The sequence below is a fragment of the Streptomyces sp. NBC_01439 genome (genome assembly GCF_036227605.1).
Classification (GTDB): Bacteria; Actinomycetota; Actinomycetes; order Streptomycetales; family Streptomycetaceae; genus Streptomyces.
The window spans coordinates 2,554,648-2,570,964 of record NZ_CP109487.1; the positions used below are offsets into that span (position 1 = coordinate 2,554,648).

General features: G+C 73.7%; 16 protein-coding genes. 11 read left to right on the plus strand and 5 right to left on the minus strand.

Translation table 11 applies throughout. The features are described from left to right. Positions 1 to 243: 243 nt before the first annotated feature. Positions 244 to 804, plus strand: coding sequence for a hypothetical protein (locus OG207_RS11225; RefSeq protein ID WP_329098224.1), 561 nt, complete (start codon positions 244 to 246; stop codon positions 802 to 804). Then, a complete protein-coding gene (locus tag OG207_RS11230; protein WP_329098226.1) occupies positions 804 to 2,210 on the plus strand; it encodes an alkaline phosphatase PhoX in 1,407 nt (468 codons plus the stop codon). Before OG207_RS11225 ends, OG207_RS11230 begins: the two co-directional genes overlap by 1 nt. A gap of 22 nt (positions 2,211 to 2,232) precedes the next feature. Here OG207_RS11230 and OG207_RS11235 read toward each other — a convergent pair whose 3' ends face one another. Next, positions 2,233 to 3,072, minus strand: coding sequence for a hypothetical protein (locus tag OG207_RS11235; RefSeq protein ID WP_329098228.1), 840 nt, complete (start codon positions 3,070 to 3,072; stop codon positions 2,233 to 2,235). A 285-nt stretch (positions 3,073 to 3,357) separates the two neighbouring features. On the opposite strand from OG207_RS11235, the gene OG207_RS11240 reads away from it, so the two are divergent. The 4 genes from OG207_RS11240 (at position 3,358) to OG207_RS11255 (ending at position 8,140) form a co-directional block, all read left to right on the plus strand. Further along, the gene (locus tag OG207_RS11240) at positions 3,358 to 4,275 is read left to right on the plus strand and encodes a polysaccharide deacetylase family protein (protein WP_329098230.1); all 918 of its coding nucleotides are present in this window, start codon (positions 3,358 to 3,360) and stop codon (positions 4,273 to 4,275) included. Between the two features lie 237 nt (positions 4,276 to 4,512). Then, positions 4,513 to 5,880 carry a discoidin domain-containing protein gene (locus OG207_RS11245; RefSeq protein ID WP_329098232.1) on the plus strand — a complete coding sequence of 456 codons (1,368 nt, stop codon included), beginning with the start codon at positions 4,513 to 4,515 and terminating at the stop codon, positions 5,878 to 5,880. Beyond that, a complete protein-coding gene (locus tag OG207_RS11250) occupies positions 5,880 to 7,157 on the plus strand; it encodes an MFS transporter (RefSeq protein ID WP_329098235.1) in 1,278 nt (425 codons plus the stop codon). Before OG207_RS11245 ends, OG207_RS11250 begins: the two co-directional genes overlap by 1 nt. Continuing rightward, positions 7,154 to 8,140: a hypothetical protein gene (locus OG207_RS11255; RefSeq protein ID WP_329098237.1), complete on the plus strand. Its 987-nt coding sequence runs from the start codon at positions 7,154 to 7,156 to the stop codon at positions 8,138 to 8,140. The genes OG207_RS11250 and OG207_RS11255 overlap by 4 nt, the downstream gene beginning before the upstream one ends. A gap of 16 nt (positions 8,141 to 8,156) precedes the next feature. Here OG207_RS11255 and OG207_RS11260 read toward each other — a convergent pair whose 3' ends face one another. Beyond that, positions 8,157 to 9,167 (minus strand): helix-turn-helix transcriptional regulator, encoded by a 1,011-nt coding sequence (locus OG207_RS11260; protein WP_329098239.1) that lies wholly within the window; start codon positions 9,165 to 9,167, stop codon positions 8,157 to 8,159. 93 nt (positions 9,168 to 9,260) lie between these two features. Between OG207_RS11260 and OG207_RS11265 the strand changes: the two genes are divergently transcribed. Both OG207_RS11265 and OG207_RS11270 read left to right on the plus strand, forming a co-directional pair. Beyond that, complete coding sequence (locus OG207_RS11265; protein ID WP_329098241.1) at positions 9,261 to 9,659, plus strand: VOC family protein; 399 nt, start codon at positions 9,261 to 9,263, stop codon at positions 9,657 to 9,659. 93 nt (positions 9,660 to 9,752) lie between these two features. Beyond that, entirely contained in the window at positions 9,753 to 10,514 is a 762-nt protein-coding gene (locus tag OG207_RS11270; RefSeq protein WP_329098243.1) for a hypothetical protein, read from the plus strand. Positions 10,515 to 10,569: 55 nt separating this feature from the next. On the opposite strand, the gene OG207_RS11275 is transcribed toward OG207_RS11270, so the two are convergent. The 3 genes from OG207_RS11275 to OG207_RS11285 are packed head-to-tail and all read right to left on the minus strand — an operon-like array spanning position 10,570 to position 12,697. Further along, positions 10,570 to 11,220 (minus strand): ABC transporter, encoded by a 651-nt coding sequence (locus tag OG207_RS11275; protein ID WP_329098245.1) that lies wholly within the window; start codon positions 11,218 to 11,220, stop codon positions 10,570 to 10,572. Beyond that, entirely contained in the window at positions 11,217 to 12,026 is an 810-nt protein-coding gene (locus OG207_RS11280) for an ABC transporter ATP-binding protein (RefSeq protein ID WP_329107549.1), read from the minus strand. The genes OG207_RS11275 and OG207_RS11280 overlap by 4 nt, the downstream gene beginning before the upstream one ends. Then, the gene (locus tag OG207_RS11285; protein WP_327382691.1) at positions 12,023 to 12,697 is read right to left on the minus strand and encodes an AIM24 family protein; all 675 of its coding nucleotides are present in this window, start codon (positions 12,695 to 12,697) and stop codon (positions 12,023 to 12,025) included. The genes OG207_RS11280 and OG207_RS11285 overlap by 4 nt, the downstream gene beginning before the upstream one ends. A 71-nt stretch (positions 12,698 to 12,768) precedes the next feature. On the opposite strand from OG207_RS11285, the gene OG207_RS11290 reads away from it, so the two are divergent. The 3 genes from OG207_RS11290 (at position 12,769) to OG207_RS11300 (ending at position 16,063) form a co-directional block, all read left to right on the plus strand. Continuing rightward, positions 12,769 to 13,521: an aminoacyl-tRNA hydrolase gene (locus OG207_RS11290; RefSeq protein ID WP_329098248.1), complete on the plus strand. Its 753-nt coding sequence runs from the start codon at positions 12,769 to 12,771 to the stop codon at positions 13,519 to 13,521. Between the two features lie 119 nt (positions 13,522 to 13,640). Further along, positions 13,641 to 14,996 (plus strand): DUF692 domain-containing protein, encoded by a 1,356-nt coding sequence (locus tag OG207_RS11295; protein WP_329098250.1) that lies wholly within the window; start codon positions 13,641 to 13,643, stop codon positions 14,994 to 14,996. Continuing rightward, positions 14,993 to 16,063, plus strand: coding sequence for a TIGR04222 domain-containing membrane protein (locus OG207_RS11300; protein ID WP_329098251.1), 1,071 nt, complete (start codon positions 14,993 to 14,995; stop codon positions 16,061 to 16,063). Before OG207_RS11295 ends, OG207_RS11300 begins: the two co-directional genes overlap by 4 nt. Positions 16,064 to 16,317: the final 254 nt, after the last annotated feature.

Below are 16,317 nucleotides of genomic sequence, written 5' to 3' on the forward strand. Positions count from 1 at the left end.
CGCACTCGCTTCCTGGGGACAACACCGGTTCCCCGCGCGGATGCGTCGCGAAACGGCACCCTTCCCGTTCGAGTGAGCCGGTGGCGCCGGGTGCCGGAGCGGGCCCGGGTGGGGCCCGGATGCGGGTCCGGCCGACCGTCAGCCGATCGGCGGTCACCCGTCCGGGCCGAGTGTGTGGCGGGCCCGGCGGCCCGGGGAAGGGCTGCTGGTGCCCCTCGCCAGCCCGTCACAAGGAGCCCGCGCATGGCCCGTAGTCTCGCCCTGGCCCTCACCGCAGCCGCCTCGCTCACCCTGGCGGCCGCCACCGCTCCGCTCGCCGCCGCGGACTCGGGCCCCGGCCGGGCCCAGGGCGACCTGGCCCGTACGTACGCGGCGACCGCCCGGTATCAGGTGCACGCCAATGCCGTGGCGGACGGCTACAAGCCCGATCAGTACTGCGTCGTCGACAAGGCGGGCCCGGGCGCGCTCGGTTACCCGCACTTCAATCACAAGTACGACAACTCCCTCGACCCGGCCAAGCCCGCCGCGCTGTTCTACGAGGATGACGGGCGCGGTGGCAAGCGGCTCGTCGCGGTCCAGTGGCTGCGCTACGACCGGGACCAGAAGCTGACGACGGACGACGACCGCCCCACGATGTTCGGCATCCCCTTCAAGGGCCCCAAGCCCGGCAACTTCCCCGGTCAGCCGGTGCACTACGCCCTGCACCTGTGGCTCTGGAAGAAGAATCCCGACGGCCTGTTCGAAACCTTCAACCGGGCGGTGACCTGCCTTCCGGGCACCACCCGCCCCAAGCCGTCGCTCTGATGCCGCCCCGGGGGCAGGCGGGGCCCGTCACCCGGCGCGGTCTGCTCGCCACGGGCGCGATCGCCTTCAGCGGGGCGCTCGGCGCGCTGTTCACCGGTGGTGGCTCGCGGGCCGCCGCCCGGGCCCCGCGGACCCCCCGCACCGACCGCGGGTACGGGCCGCTCGTGGCCGATCCGCGCGGGCTGCTCGACCTGCCCGCCGGGTTCACCTACCGGGTGCTCTCCCGGGCCGGCGGGCCGCTGCGCTCCGGTGAGGGGCCCGTGCCCGCCAACTGCGACGGCATGGCCGCCTTCGGGGCCGGCGGCGGACGCGTGCGCCTCGTCCGCAACCACGAGAACCGCACCACCGCCGCCCTGCGCGTCCCCGCCGTCCCGGGACTGACCTACGACCCCCGGGCACTCGGCGGCTGCACCGCCCTGGAGCTGGACGCGGCCGGGCGGGTCACCGGCGAGCGCGTCGCCCTCGCCGGCACCGCCGTCAACTGCGCGGGCGGCCGCACCCCCTGGAACACCTGGTTGAGCTGCGAGGAGACCGAGGACCGGGCGGGCACCTCCGGCTACGCCCGCGACCACGGTTTCGTCTTCGAGGTGGACCCGGCCGACCCGCACCGCTCGGGCGCGGTCCCGCTCACCGCGATGGGCCGCTTCGCACACGAGGCCGTCGCCGTGGACCCGTACCGCGGGGTCGTCTACGAGACCGAGGACGCCTTCGTCCGGCCCTTCGGGCTGTTCTACCGGTTCCTGCCGGAGCGGCCGCTCGGCGGACTCGGCTCGCTGCGGGCCGGGGGCCGGCTGGAGGCCCTGCGGGTGCCGGGGCTCGCGGACCTGGCGGTGGTGGACGAGCCCGGGGCGGTGTTCCCGGTGGAGTGGGTGCCCGTACCGGACCCGTCGGCGGCCGGGACGCCGATCCGGCTCCAAGACTTCGGGCCGGGCGGGATCACCCACGCGCAGAAGCTGGAGGGCTGCTACTGGGGCGACGGCGGGGTCCACTTCGTGTCCAGCTTCGCGCGCAGCGGCGAGGGCGCGGCCGCCGACCACCACGGGCAGGTGTGGTTCCACGACCCGCGGCGCTCCACGATCCGCCTGGACGTGCTCTTCGGCCCGGCCGCCGACACCGCGCTGCCCGGGGACTCCCCCGACAACATCTGCCTGGCGCCGGACGGCGGACTGATGGTGTGCGAGGACGGCGGCGGCGCCCAGTACGTGTTCGGGGTGACGGTGGGCGGTGAGGTCTACCCGATGGCCCGCAACGCCGAGGACATCGGAGCGCCGGGGGCCCCGGAGTGGGGGGAGTTCGCCGGGGTCACCTTCTCCCCCGACGGGCGGACGATGTACGTGAACGCCTACGCCCCGGGAACCACGTTCGCGGTGACGGGCCCCTGGCACCGGGCACCGTCCGGCGCGTAGCGGAAGACCACCGTGCGGCCGCTCAGGGGAAGTCCACGGGAGTGCTGTCGCCCAGGGCGGTCCGCGCATAGGTCGCATAGCGTTCGAACAGCTCGGGCTGCGTGCTCCGCGCGATGTCGAGCACGGGCGAGTCGGACCTGCGCACGCCCGCCAGATAGGGGGAGGTCCGGCAGCGGCCCGTCTCCGATTCGGGGTCCACGATGCTGATGTAGGCGGTGGGCAGCTGCCGGGTGAAGCGCACCCTCAGCGCTCCGGGGTGTCCTTCGGACTCGAACCCCCGGGCGATCTCCACCAGCTGGCGGGCGGATTCGGCCGCCCGTTGCGGCAAGTGGGGGTCGCCTATGCTCCGGCCGTACTCCCCGAGCAGCACCGATTCGGGGTCCGCCATCACGTAGGTGATGTTCACGCCCTGACTCAGGAGTCGGCGTACCGGTCCGGTGAAGTCCCGCTCGGGACGTGAGACGAACAGGCTCGCCAGGCTGCGCAGCGAAATTCCGACTTCGACGATCTCGGAATTCGCGCCGGCGATGAACGCCGCCTTCTCGGTCGGCGAAGGACGCCCCTGGGCGTGAACGGTCAGGCCGCGGTCGCCCTCACCAACGGGCAACCGGTCATCGAGCAGCTGGTTCATCTCGGCGAGGAACCGCTGCCGTTCGGCGTCCCGCAGGAAGAGGTCGTAGTAGAAGGGGATGGCGACACCGGCGGCGGCGAAGACGGCGAGCTCGTTGAGCACGGACCAGCCGAACCCGTCACGGCCGTTGGAGACCAGGGCCAGGCTCAGTCCCCCCAGGAGGATGCAAATCGCCAGGGTGATGCGGAATCTGCTCAGCAAGGTGCGCGATTCGGGTGACGTGCTGTCCATGGTCCCCCCTGCGGTCCCCCTGTCCCTCCCCTCGCCCGTGGGACTTCATGCGCGTCCCGCTCGTCCACGGCCCGGCAGTGGCGCGGGCATCTCGGGTGTCGCGGGTCGCGGGCGTCGCGGGTCGCGGGCGTCGCGGGTCGCGGGCGTCGCGGGTCGCGGGCGTCGCGGGTCGCGGGTGTCGCGGGTGTCGCGGGTGTCGCGGGCAGCACCGTTGCGCGGGCACCGGAAGACGCCCCACCGCCTGTCGCGCATTCTTCTCATCAGTTAGTCATATATTTTGCGTACGTGACCAATTCCGTACGAAAAGTAGCTGTCGCAGCTGCCACGGCGGTGCTCGGCGCCGCCCTCGCGGGATGCGGGGGCGGGGGCGGCGCCGGCGCGCCGGACGCCGGCCGCGAGGCCCGTATGGGCTCCCCCGCCCCCTCGGCCTCGGCCGCCGCCCCCGGAGCGCCCGCCTCCTCCGGAGCACCCGCCGCGTCCCCGCAGGCCGGTGCGCCCGCCAAGCCCCCGACCATGGCGCCCGGCCCGAACGGCCTGACCCCCGTCTTCGAACGGGCGAAGCAGCAGACGGACAAGACCGTGGCGCTGACCTTCGACGCCGACATGACCTCCGACCAGGGACCGCGCGCCGCGGACGGGGAACGCTTCGACAACCCCGCTCTGATCTCGACCCTGCGCACCCTCAAGGTGCCCTCGACCATCTTCATGACGGGTCGCTGGGCCGAGGAGTACCCGGACCAGGTCAAGTCGATCGACACCGACCCGAACTTCGAGATCGCGAACCACTCGTACAGCCACCACGCCTTCAAGTCCCCCTGCTACGGGCTACCGGCGCTCGACGCCGCGGCCGGCCGCGCCGACGTGGACCGGGCCTTCGCCGCCTTCCGGCAGGCGGGCGCGGTCAACACCGTCCCGTACTTCCGCTTCCCCGGCGGCTGCTACGACGACCAGGCGCTGCGGGCCCTGTCCACGGCCAAGGTCACGGCCGTCCAGTGGGACGTGGTCAGCGGGGACGCCTTCGCCAAGGACCCGGGCGCCGTGGCCGAACAGGTGCTCGCCGGCGTGAAGCCCGGCTCGGTCGTGGTCATGCACTGCACGCGCAGCGCCGCCCCGGTCACCGACGAAGCCGTCCAGCGGATCGTCCCCGAACTGCGCAAGCGCGGCTACCGCTTCGTGAAGGTGTCCGAGCTGATCGGCAAGTAGTGCGGGCCCGGGCCCGTTCCTCGCCGGAATGCTGCCGGAACACTGGTAGGAAACTTTCCTTCCTGTTAGTGTCCCGGGCGGCGGCTTGGCGCGGTGCCCGCTCCCACGGGCATGACGCGCTCAGCGAGAGCTCTGACCCGGCCGCCGCGCGGCCGCCCCCTGCCCGTCCCGCGGGCGGGTCGGCGCCCCGCGCCCGTGTCCAGCTCTCGCAGCCCCTCAAGGCAGGGAGTCCCAGGTATGCGCCCGAACCGCCTGAACGCCTCCGCTCACCCCCCTCTGTTACGCGGCAGACTCCGCACCCTCCTCCTCACGGCCCTCACCGGCCTCGCCGCGCTCACCCTCGTCGGCGGGCTCCTCCTCGCCTGGCCCGGACGGGCCGGGGCCGCCGCCGACCCCCTCATATCCCGCGGGATGCCCGCCACCGCCTCCTCCACCGAGTCCTCCTCGCTGGGCGCGAAGAACGCCTTCGACGGCGACCCGGCCACCCGCTGGGCCAGCGCCGAGGGCAAGGACCCGCAGTGGATCCGGGTCGACCTCGGGGCCGGGGCCACCGTCTCGCGGGTGCGGCTCACCTGGGAGGCGGCCCACGCCAAGGCGTACCGCGTCGAGGTATCCGCCGACGGCGCCGCCTGGACCGTGCTCGCCAGCGAGAGCGCCGGCAACGGCGGCGTCGACGACTGGACCGGCCTGTCCGGCAAGGGCCGCTACCTGCGCGTCCAGGCCACCGCGCGCGGCACCTCGTACGGCTACTCCCTCTTCGAGGCCGAGGTGTACGGAACCGCCGGGGACGGGCCGCCGCCGGGCGGCTCCTTCACGGTCGTCGCCGCCGGTGACATCGCCGCGCAGTGCACGGCGTCCGACAGCGGCTGCGCACACCCCAAGACCGCCGCGCTCGCCCGGCGGATCGACCCGAAGTTCTACCTGACGATGGGCGACAACCAGTACGACGACGCCCGGCTCTCCGACTACCGCGCCTACTACGACAAGAGTTGGGGCGCCTTCAAGGCCAAGACCCGCCCGGTCCCGGGCAACCACGAGACGTACGACCCGGCCGGCCCGCTCGCCGGGTACAAGTCGTACTTCGGGAGCATCGCCTACCCGCAGGGCAAGAGCTACTACAGCTTCGACGAGGGCAACTGGCACTTCGTCGCCCTCGACTCCAACTCCTTCGACCAGGCCGCCCAGCTCAACTGGCTGAAGGCCGACCTCGCCGCCACCACCAAGCCGTGCCTCGCCGCCTACTGGCACCACCCGCTGTACTCCTCCGGCGGGCACGGCAACGACCCCGTCTCCAAGCCCGTCTGGAAGATCCTCTACGCCGCCAAGGCCGACCTGGTCCTGAACGGGCACGACCACCACTACGAGCGGTTCGCCCCGCAGGACCCCGAGGGCCGGGCGACCGCCGACGGGATCGTGGAGATCGTCGGCGGGATGGGCGGCGCCGAGCCCTACCCGATCGAGGAGGTCCAGCCCAACAGCCAGAAGCGGATCAGCGGACCGTACGGCGTGGTGAAGCTGGACTTCACCGACTCCGGCTTCGGGTGGACCTACGTGGCGACCGACGGCAAGGTCAAGGACACCAGCCCGAAGTACAGCTGCCACTGATGTACCTGGCCGCCAACGGCCGCCCGGACGCGCCGCCCCGCCCCCCGGGGGCCCGGCGGCGCGTCCCCGCCGCCGTCCTCGCGCTCGGCGCGGTCAGCCTCGTCACCGACGTCTCCTCCGAGATGGTCGCGGCGGTACTGCCGCTCTACCTCGTCCTGGGCCTCGGCCTGACCCCCCTCCAGTTCGGCTTCCTGGACGGGATGTTCAACGGGGCCACCGCCCTCGTGCGGCTGCTCGGCGGGCGGCTCGCCGACCGCCGCGGCCACCACAAGCGGGTCGCCGGCGCCGGCTACCTGCTCTCCGCGCTCTCCCGGCTCGGGCTGCTCCTCGCCGGGGGCGCCACGGGCGCGATCGCCGCCGCGCTCGCCGCCGATCGGCTGGGCAAGGGCATCCGTACCGCCCCGCGCGACGCCCTCATCTCGCTCAGCGGGCCCCCGGAGAGCCTCGGCCGGTCCTTCGGCGTGCACCGTGCCATGGACACCACGGGCGCCCTGCTCGGGCCGCTCGCCGCGTTCGCCGTGCTCTGGGCGACCGCCGATGCCTACGACGCGGTGTTCGCCGTCAGTTTCTGCACCGGCCTGCTCGGTGTGCTGCTGCTCGTCGTGTACGTCCCGGCGGTGCCCGGGCCGGCTGCCGCTCCCGCTCCCGCGGCCGGGCCCCACCCGCCGCGCCGGTCGGTCCTGCGCGACCCCGCGTTCCGCCGCGTGCTCTGCGCCTCGGCCCTGCTCGGCGCCACCACCATCGGCGACGCCTTCCTCTACCTGCTGCTCCTGCGCGGACTCGACCTGCCGCCCGCCCTGTTCACGCTGCTGCCGCTCGGGGCCGCCGCCGTCTACCTGCTGCTCGCCGTCCCCGTGGGCCGGCTCGCCGACCGCGCCGCCGACCGGGCCGGGCGCCGGACGGCCTTCCTGCTCGGCCACTGCGCCCTGCTCGGCGCGTACGTCCTGCTGTTGGCCCCCGTCTCCCCGCCGACCGTCGTGGGGGTGCTCGCCCTGCTGGGCCTCTTCTACGCGGGCACCGACGGGGTTCTGATGGCGCTCGCCGCTCCCGCGCTGCCCGCGGCCGGGCGGGCCGGCGGGCTCGCGGTGCTGCAGACCGGCCAGGCGCTGGCCCGGCTGCTGGGCGCCGCCGGATTCGGGGCGGCGTGGACCCTCTGGGGGCAGCGGCCCGCCCTCTGGGCCGCTGCCCTCGCGCTGGCCGGAGCGCTCGTGGCCGCCGCGCGCATCCTGCCCACCGCTCCCCCGACCGCCCCGACCGCCGCTCCGGAGGCCCCGTGAACCCCCCGTCCCGCCGGCTGCGCCTCGCCCTCGTCGTCACCGCGGTCCTGCTGCTGGCGGGCGGCTCGCTGGGCTACGTCCTGCACGCGCGGCACCGCGAACGGCCGTCCGAGCAGCAGGCCGACGCCTCCTTCGGCACCTCGGAGCCGGGCCTCTACTTCCGGGACGCGGTCGGCGGGCGGGTCGCGCGCCAGGGCAGCCCGGGCCTGCCGCGGGTGACCGGCGGCCCGTCCTGCGACCGCTTCCACACCGCCGGGGACCACGCCCTGTGCCTGCGGGGGCTACCCGGGGTCCCGGCCCGCACGCAGGCCCTCGTCCTCGACCGGCGCATGCGGGAGGTCCGCAAGGTGACCGTGCCCGGCATCCCGAACCGGGCCCGCGTCTCGCCCTCCGGCCAAGTGCTGTCGTGGACCACGTTCACGACCGGCGACTCCTACAACACCACCGCGTTCTCCACCCGGACGGCGGTCCTGGACCTGCGCACCGGCTATCTGATCAAGTCGATCGAGCAGATCCCGCTGACCCTCGACGGGGCCCGCCACCACGACTCGGACGTCAATTACTGGGGTGTGACCTTCGCCGCCGACGACAACCGCTTCTACGCCACCGTCTCCACCCGGGGCACCACCCACCTCGTCGAGGGCGACCTGCGCGCCTGGTCGGCGAAGACGCTGCGGGACAACGTCGAATGCCCCTCGCTGTCACCGGACGGCGCCCGCATCGCCTTCAAGAAGAAGGTCTCCGACGACCCCCGGGCCCCCTGGCGGCTGTACGTCCTCGACCTGGCGTCGCTGCGCGAACACCCACTGGCCGAGTCGCAGAGCGTCGACGACCAGGCCGCCTGGCTGGACGACACGACCCTGGCCTACGCCCTGCCGGGCCGAGGCGGCCGCACGAGCGACATCTGGTCGACCCGCGCGGACGGCACGGGCGAGCCCGCCCTCCTCGTCCCGAACGGCTCTTCCCCCGCGACCGTGCGCTGAAAGGGGCTAGGCCGTCTCATGACGTTGGTTCCTCGGGGTCGGGCTCGGCGGCGTAGGACGTGAGGCGATCGGCGAGCGCGATGACGAGGTCGCGGAGTTCATCGGGGCGCTCGATGACGAACGGCCGGTCGAGCGAGGCGAGTACCGGGGGCAACCAGTCGAGCCGCTCCGCCCGCAGCTCGACGCGCAGCCAGCGCTCGGCCGCGCGGTCCTCGCCGGCCGCGGACTCGTGCTCCTCCAGGCTCGCGACGCTGGCCGGAAGGCGGGCGCGGATCTGCTCGACTGTCCCGTGGATCCGCAAGGTCACCTCGTGCTGGTACTCGGCCGTGGCGAACCCTGACAACACGCGCCGTTCCGGACCGGGACCCACTGGAGCTTCGAACGAGCCGGGCAGGGTCCGCGCGTCTGCGATGCGATCGAACCGGAAGGTTCGGTCCTCGCCGATCTGGGCGTCCTTGCCCGTGACGTACCACCGGCGCGCATGGGCGACGATCCCGTACGCGTGCAGCGTGCGTTCGCTGCGCCGTCCGTCACGGTCGGTGTAGCGGATCGAGACCGGTCGGTGGTGGCGCACCGCATCGGCGATCGTGAGCAGGACCCCGGCGTCCGGGGTGTCGAACTCGCCGGGCTGCTCCGTGAAGGCGAGGGCTTCCAGGAGCGTGTCGAGCCGACGAGCGACGTGCTTGGGCAGCACCCGCCGGATCTTCGCCGACGCAGTCTCGCCTGCCGTGCGCCCCGCCGTCGTCAGCCCTGCTCGGCGGCCCGCGACCAGGCCGAGCACCACGGCCAGCGCCTCGTCGTCGCTGAGCATGAGCGGAGGCAGGCGGTACCCGGGAGCCAGCCGGTACCCGCCGTAGCGGCCGCGCACCGATTCCACGGGCACGTCGAGGTCGATCAGTTGGTCCACGTACCGGCGCACGGTGCGCCCTTCGACGCCGAGCCGGTCGGCGAGTTCGGCCACCGTCCGGGTGCCGCCCGACTGCAGCAGCTCCAGGAGTGTCAGCACGCGGCCGGTTGGTCGAGGCATGTCGGCAGCCTAACGCGAATACAGGACCGATTCTGTCCACTATTTCTCCTAGCCTGCGACGAGCACGCCGCCAGCACAGCCAAGGAGATTCCCATGGACTTCGTCTCGATCCGCATCATCACCAGCGACGTCGCACGCCTCGTCGACTTCTACGAGCGAGCCACAGGGGCGCGGGCGACGTGGGCCACCGAGGACTTCGCCGAACTCCAGGCCGCCGGCGCCACCCTCGCGATCGCCGGCACCCGCACCGTCCCGCTGTTCGCCCCGGGCTCTGCCCGCCCGGCGGACAATCACAGCGTGATCACCGAGTTCCTCGTCGATGACGTGGACCGCGTTCACCAGAACCTGACCGGCTTCGTCACCGACTTCGTCACCGAGCCCACCACGATGCCCTGGGGCAACCGGTCGCTTCTGTTCCGCGACCCCGACGGCAATCTCGTCAACTTCTTCACCCCCGTCACCCCGGCGGCCATCGAAAAGTTCGCACGCTGACGCCACACGCAGCAGCTCACCCCGGCGAGGTTGCGGCGGGTCCTGGGTCGACCCCCGCGGCGCAGGTGCAGGACCTCGCGCTAGGTTCCCGCCATGGACGTAGGAGATTGGATCGCCGTCTGCTCCGGGGCTGTGGCCGTGGCAGCAGCCGGCATCAGCACGAGACGGGCCAGGCACGCGAGCGGCCAGGTGGCGGCTGCTCAAGAGCAGGTTCGTGTCGCACGGCAGCAGCTGGAGCATGCCGAGGCGGTCCATCGTGAAAAGAACGAACCCCACGTCCTCGTCGACATCCAGCCGGGCGCGTCGGGCACCCTCGTGATCGTCGTCGAGAACATCGGCTCCACGATCGCCCGCAACGTACGGATCGAGGTCGATCCCCCGCTGGAATCCGGATGGGGCGAGGACCTGACGGAGGCGCTCGCTCGGGTGTTCTCCCGGACGTTTCCCGTGCTTCCGCCACGACGACGACTTGAGTTTCTTCTCGACGAGCAGGAGCGCTTCCAGAACACCGACCTTCCGACGGCCTACGCCTTCACCGTCCGGTGCGAAGGGCCGTACGGCCCGGTGGAAGACATGGAGCACGTGGTCGACTTCGGCACGTACGCCGAGACGCTGATCCTCAGCAGTCCCCTGCGCAGGGTGGAGGACAAGCTGGACGACATCGGCAAGGAGCTCGCGACACTCGCCGCCCTCTACGAGAAGAGCAACGCGTCTGCCGTCCGGAAAGCGGAAGGGCACCGCGTCCAGATGCTCCGTGCCGCACAGGAACAGCGACGCCGCGGCCAGCTACAGCACGGCCCCGAGGACCATCACCGTGACGGGCCGACGGGACGCTCCAGCTCCGACCGGGGCTGAGCGGACTGCCTTCCGGTGGGTGGGAAGGCACCCGGGGCCCGTGCTGGCGAAGCGACTAGCGCCGTCGTGCCGCCGCCAGGCTGGCCGTGGTGCCTGCTCCGGCGGCCAGGAGGAGCGCGCCGGCCAGGGCCGTGAACGGGAGCGGCACCTCTGCCGAGTGGCCCGCCGTGACCAGGGCGGACACCGCGCCGCGGGCCGGGGAGACCGCGAGGACCAGGGCGAGCAGGGAGCCGAGGGTCCCGGCCAGGACCGCATGGCCCCGACGCCGGAGCAACGGCCTGCTGCACAGGGCGCCCACGGCCGCCCCGGTCAGTGCGCAGGCCGCCACCGCGAGGGCTCCGGCGAGGGCTGCCGCGCCGGGGTCGGCGCCGGCCCGGTCACCGGTCAGCAGGGCGACCGCGGCCGCCGCGGCGCCGGCGAGCAGCGCCCCGGCCAACGCGGTGAGCAGGGCCGCCGCGTGGACCCGTACGGGACCGGCCGCGGCGGCCGTGCAGTCGCGGGCCGCGTCCGGTTCGACGCTCACGCAGATCCGGACCAGCCATGCGGTGGCCGGGACCAGGCCGGCGGCCACGAGGCCGAGGGAGTCCAGTACCGGGTCGCCCGGCCGGATGCCGACGGCCACGAGGGCGGCGTAGGTGATGAGGGGCGCGAGCCAGCGCTGGGAGCGCAGCAGCAGGGCGCCCTGGTAACGGAGCAGGGCGGTCACGGGAGTTCCTCCACGGCGCGGATGTGCCAGGGCGGCCGGGCGGTGAGCAGGTCGCGCAGGACCGCGTCGGAGCGTGCGGCGTCCACGGTGAGCTGCACTCCCCCGCCGGCTGCCGGTGAAGCGGCGAGGTGCGGGGGCAGTACGTGGCCGGGCGGGCCGACCGCGTGGATCCGTACGCGGGGCCCGGCCACCGTGGACGCCGGTACGAGTCCACCGCCCTCGACCCGGTAGTGGGCGTCGGCCGCGCCCGCGAGCCGCCGCGGGTCGTGGTCGACGAACACCACCGTGCCTCCGGCGGCGGTGCGTTCGGCGACGGCCCGGTCCAGCTCGGCCCGGGCGGAGCCGTCCAGCCCGGTCCACGCCTCGTCGAGGACGAGCAGCCCCGGTTCGGCGAGCAGGGCCTGTGCGACGGCGACCTTCTGACTGCTGCCCTTGGACAGTTCGGCCATCGGGGTGCGGGCGTACGCGGCGGCGCCGAACCGCTCCAGCCGGTCGGCCGCCCGGCGGGCCGCCTCGGCGCGCGGCAGCCCGTGCACCCGGCCCAGCCGGGTCAGGTAGTCGGCGGCCGTGAGCGGCAGCGCCGCCGGGAAGCGTTCGGGCACGTAGCCGGTGCGGGGCGGGCGGCCGGTGACGCGACCCTCGGACGGGGCCTCGATCCCGGCGACGAGCCGCAGCAGGGTGGACTTGCCGCCGCCGTTGCCGCCTTCGACGCGGACGAGGGCGCCGCGCGGGAGTTCCAGCGTGATTCCGCGCAGCACCCAGGGTCGGCGCCGTCCGTAGCGGCGGCCCACGTCGGTCAGGTTCAGTGTGCGGCCGCCGTCTCGGTGACCTCGCTGGGGCGGACGATGACGAAGCCCTCGCCGCTCAGCTTCAGCTGGACGGCCTCGCCGGAGCCGCCGCGGATCATCGAGCCGACCGACTGGGAGCGGTGGAGGCCGGTCTCCAGCTGGGCGCTCCAGCCGACCACCGCGTCCGTGTCCACGTAGACCGGGGTCTGGGCGGTGACCGGGATGATGATCGGGTGGCCGTCGCAGACGACGGCGAGCTTGCCGGTGCCGGTGAAGAGGCTGTTGAAGAGGCCGCCGCCGGTCATGCCGGCGCCCTTCACCATCTTGATCTCGTAGGACAGGGTCGGGTCGAAGCAGAGCACGTTGCGGCCGTTGATGGTGAGGGCGTCACCCGGCTCGAACTCGATGATGAAGCAGTTGTCCGCCCGGTGGGCGAACCAGGCCTCGCCCTGACCGCGTACGGACATGAGTGCGAGGCCCTCGCCCGTCACGGCGCGCTTGAGCATGCCGCCTATGCCCTGTCCCTTGCGCTCGAACTGGAGGTTGCCGCGGAAGGCGACCATCGAACCCTGGCGGGCCAGCATTTCGCCGTTGACGTTGTACTTCACGGACTTGGCGTTCTGCAGGGTCATGCCGGGGACGACGGCGGCCCGGGCCAGGTTCTCGGACGCGAACAGATCACTCTTCATGGCTTCGATCCTCGCCCGGGCCGGCCACCCGGGGCATCATCCTGAAGGCGGAGGCTGGCATCCTTGGCAGGATGAGCAGCCAGCACACGAACGACATCTCCGACGTCCCCGCGGTCGGGGCGGACAGCCCCTTCCGGGCCGAGCACGTACTGCGCGACGAGGCCCCGCAGTTCGTGCTGCCGCTGGTGGTGCGGATCGAGAAGGCGGAGCCGCCCGCCCGGACGGACGCCCTGGAGACGGCGGCCCGTGCCGTGCTGGTCCTGCTCACCGACGAGCGGGCGCACGGCGAGGGCGAGTGGGCCGGGGCCGTCCGCGACTGGCAGGACGCCCGGATCCGCAAGGTGGTCCGGCGGGCGCGCGGGGCGGAGTGGCGCAAGGCGGAGACCCTGCCGGGCGTCACGGTGCACGGGGACGGCGCGCAGGTACGGGTCTTCCCGCCGGTGCCCCTCGACGGCTGGCCCAAGGAACTGGCCAAGCTCCAGGTGTCGGGGACCGATCTGGACGATCCGGAGCCGGTCGCCACGACCGCGGAGCCGGGCCTGCCGGTGCTGTGGCTCAACCCCGGCCTCGACATGTCGGCGGGCAAGGCCATGGCCCAGGCCGGGCACGCGGCGCAGCTGGCGTGGTGGGAGCTGACGGAGGCGGAGCGGACCGCCTGGCAGGATTCCGGCTTCCGGCTGGCGGTACGGACGGCCCCGCGCGAGCGGTGGGCCGAGCTGGGCGGCAGCGGGCTGCCGGTGGTCCGGGACGCCGGGTTCACCGAGATCGCGCCGGGCAGCGCGACGGTGGTCGCCGACCACCCGGCGCTGCGGGCCCGGCTCTGACGCGCTTCCCGGCCGGCGGGAACCTCAAATGTTCCTCTGAACGTCCCCTCCTGCGATTGGCGGGACTCCGTCGGGGCCATGACATCCGCACACGGTGCGAAGAGAGGGGGCGAGGGGACATGAAACCCATGGCACACCTGGGGGTGGGCATCGGCTGGCGGCCGGAGATCTCGGACGCCATCGAGCGGCTTTCCGGCCTGGACTGGGTCGAGGTGGTGGCCGAGAACGTATGCCCCGGCCACCTGCCCGAGTCCCTGGTGCGGCTGCGCGAGCGGGGCACGCGCGTCGTGCCGCACGGGGTCTCGCTCGGCCTCGGCGGCGCGGACCGCCCCGATCAGGCGAAGCTGGCGGCGCTCGCCGAGCGGGCGGTGGCGCTGGGGGCGCCGCTCGTCACCGAGCACATCGCCTTCGTACGGACCTCCTCGCCGGTGCTGGAGGCGGGGCACCTGCTGCCGGTACCGCGCACCCGCGATGCGCTGGACGTGCTCTGCGAGAACGTGCGGATCGCACAGGACGCCCTGCCGGTCCCGTTGGCGCTGGAGAACATCGCCGCGTTGTTCTCGTGGCCGGGCGAGGAGCTGACGGAAGGGCAGTTCCTCACGGAGTTGGTCGAGCGGACCGGGGTCCGGCTGCTCATCGACGTGGCCAACCTGCACACCAACCGGGTCAACCGGGGCGAGGACCCGGCCGCCGTACTGGACGCGATACCGCTGGAGGCGCTGGCGTACGTCCACGTGGCGGGCGGCATCGAGCGGAACGGTGTCTGGCACGACACCCACGCGCACCCGGTCCCGCCGGTGGTGCTCGACCTGCTGGCCGAGCTGCGCTCCCGGGTGGAACCGGCGGGCGTCCTGCTGGAGCGGGACGACGACTTCCCGCCGGAGGCCGAGCTCGCGGGCGAGCTGGCCGCGATCCGGGCCGTGGTGACGGCCGGACCGGCCGCGCCCGGGGAGGCGACCAGCGCCGGGTCCGACCCGGCGGGCGTCGAGCAGGGCACCGCGCCGGGCACCGAGCAGCGCGCCGAGCGGCACGTCGAGCAGGGCACCGACCCGGGCCCGGTCCAGGAGTCGGTCCGGACCCGGGTCGCGCTCGGGCAGGCCGCGCTGTTGTCGGCGCTGGTGGCCGGGACCCCCGTACCCGAGGGCTTCGACCGCCGGCGCATCCGGGTGCAGGCCCGGGCGCTGGCCGCCAAGCGGGCCGACGTGGTGGCGAAGCTGGCTCCCGAGCTGCCCGTGATCCTGGGCGGCCCGGACCCGTACCGCGAGGCCTTCCTCTCCTACGCCAAGGGCCGCCCGATGACCTCGGGATACCGCCGGGACGCGCTGGACTTCGCCGAAGACCTGCTGATCCGGGACCTGCCGGCCGATCCGGCCGCGCGGCGCCGGCTCACCACCTGGTGGCGGGACCGGGCCGGGGCCAGGCCGCCCCGCCGGATCGTGCGCTGGGCCCGGACGCTGGCGGGGAGAGCCGCATGAACCTCCTCGCCTTGGCGATCTGGATCGCCGTCCTCGTCTCCTCCCTCCTGCTGGTGGTCGGCCTCCGCCGGTCCCATTCCTCGTCCGCGGGCCCCTCGCCCGCCCTGCACGACCTGTCCGAAGCCGCCTTCGTGGTGGGCGGCCCCGGCACCGTCGTGGACGCCGCACTCGTCTCGATGCTCGGCGACGGCCGGCTGGTGGCCGGCGGCCCGGGCATCGTCCAGGTACGCCCCGGGGCACGGGCCACCGACCCCGCCGAGCGGGCCGTCCTCCAGGCCCACCAGGGAGCGCCCTCGGGGTGGCTCTACCAAGTGCGCTACGGCGCCATGTGCGACCCGGCCGTCCAGGAGATCGGGGACGGGCTGGCCGACCGCGGGCTGATCACCCCGCCCGGATCCGGGCAGCGCCGTCTGCGTCGCTGGGGGCTGGTCCAGGCCGTCGTCTGCGCGCTGCTGCTGTTCCCGGTGTCGCTGGTGCTGACCGTCGTGGCGCTCGCCCTCGATCCCGGCTCCGGAGTGCCCTTCATCGGGAAGGTGGCGGTCGTCCTGGTGGGCGGCATCGTCGTGGGCCTGATCTGCGCGTCCCGGGCCAAGAGCCGGGTCACCGGGGCCGGGGCACGGGCGCTGCGCGCGATCCGCGCCGCCCACCTGAACGACCGGACCCCGCACGTGCAGACCGCGCTGTTCGGGCTCCGGGGTCTGCGGGACCCGTACCTGCGACAGCAGTTGGTGCCCGCCGTGCGCGGTACCCGGCTGGCCGCGGCCCAGTCGCGCACGCGCTTCCACGGCACGGGCGGCTCCTCGCACACGTCGGGGGCGGAGGTGCTGCCGATCGTCTGGTGCGCCGGGAACGACGGGGGCGGTGGCGGCGGCTCGAGCTGCGGCGGCGGTTCGGGCTGCGGCTCCTCGAGTGGCGGCTGCGGCTCCTCGGGCAGCGGCTCCAGCTGTTCCAGCGGTGGCTCCGGCTGTTCGAGCAGCAGCTCCAGCTGTTCCAGCAGCAGCTCCAGTTGCGGCAGTTCGTCGAGCTGCGGCAGTTCGTCCAGCTCCAGCTGCGGCAGCAGCTCCTGACCGGCGGGCGTACGGCAACCGGGGGCGCAATCCGCGGCAACGGGAACGCGGGAGCCGAGCTTCGTGGGTGCCTCGTACGGCACCCACCTCGGCGCCGTGTGCGCCACCCCGGGGTGGCGGGTCGTATGTGCGCCGCATCCGGAGCCCGCACCGGTGTCGCTGGACGACCGGGCAGCGAGCGCCCACAGGGTGCTGCTGCCGCCAGTCGTCTGAACTTCCGGGCGGGGTCTCCGGCTGCGTCGTTTCGGGGGCAG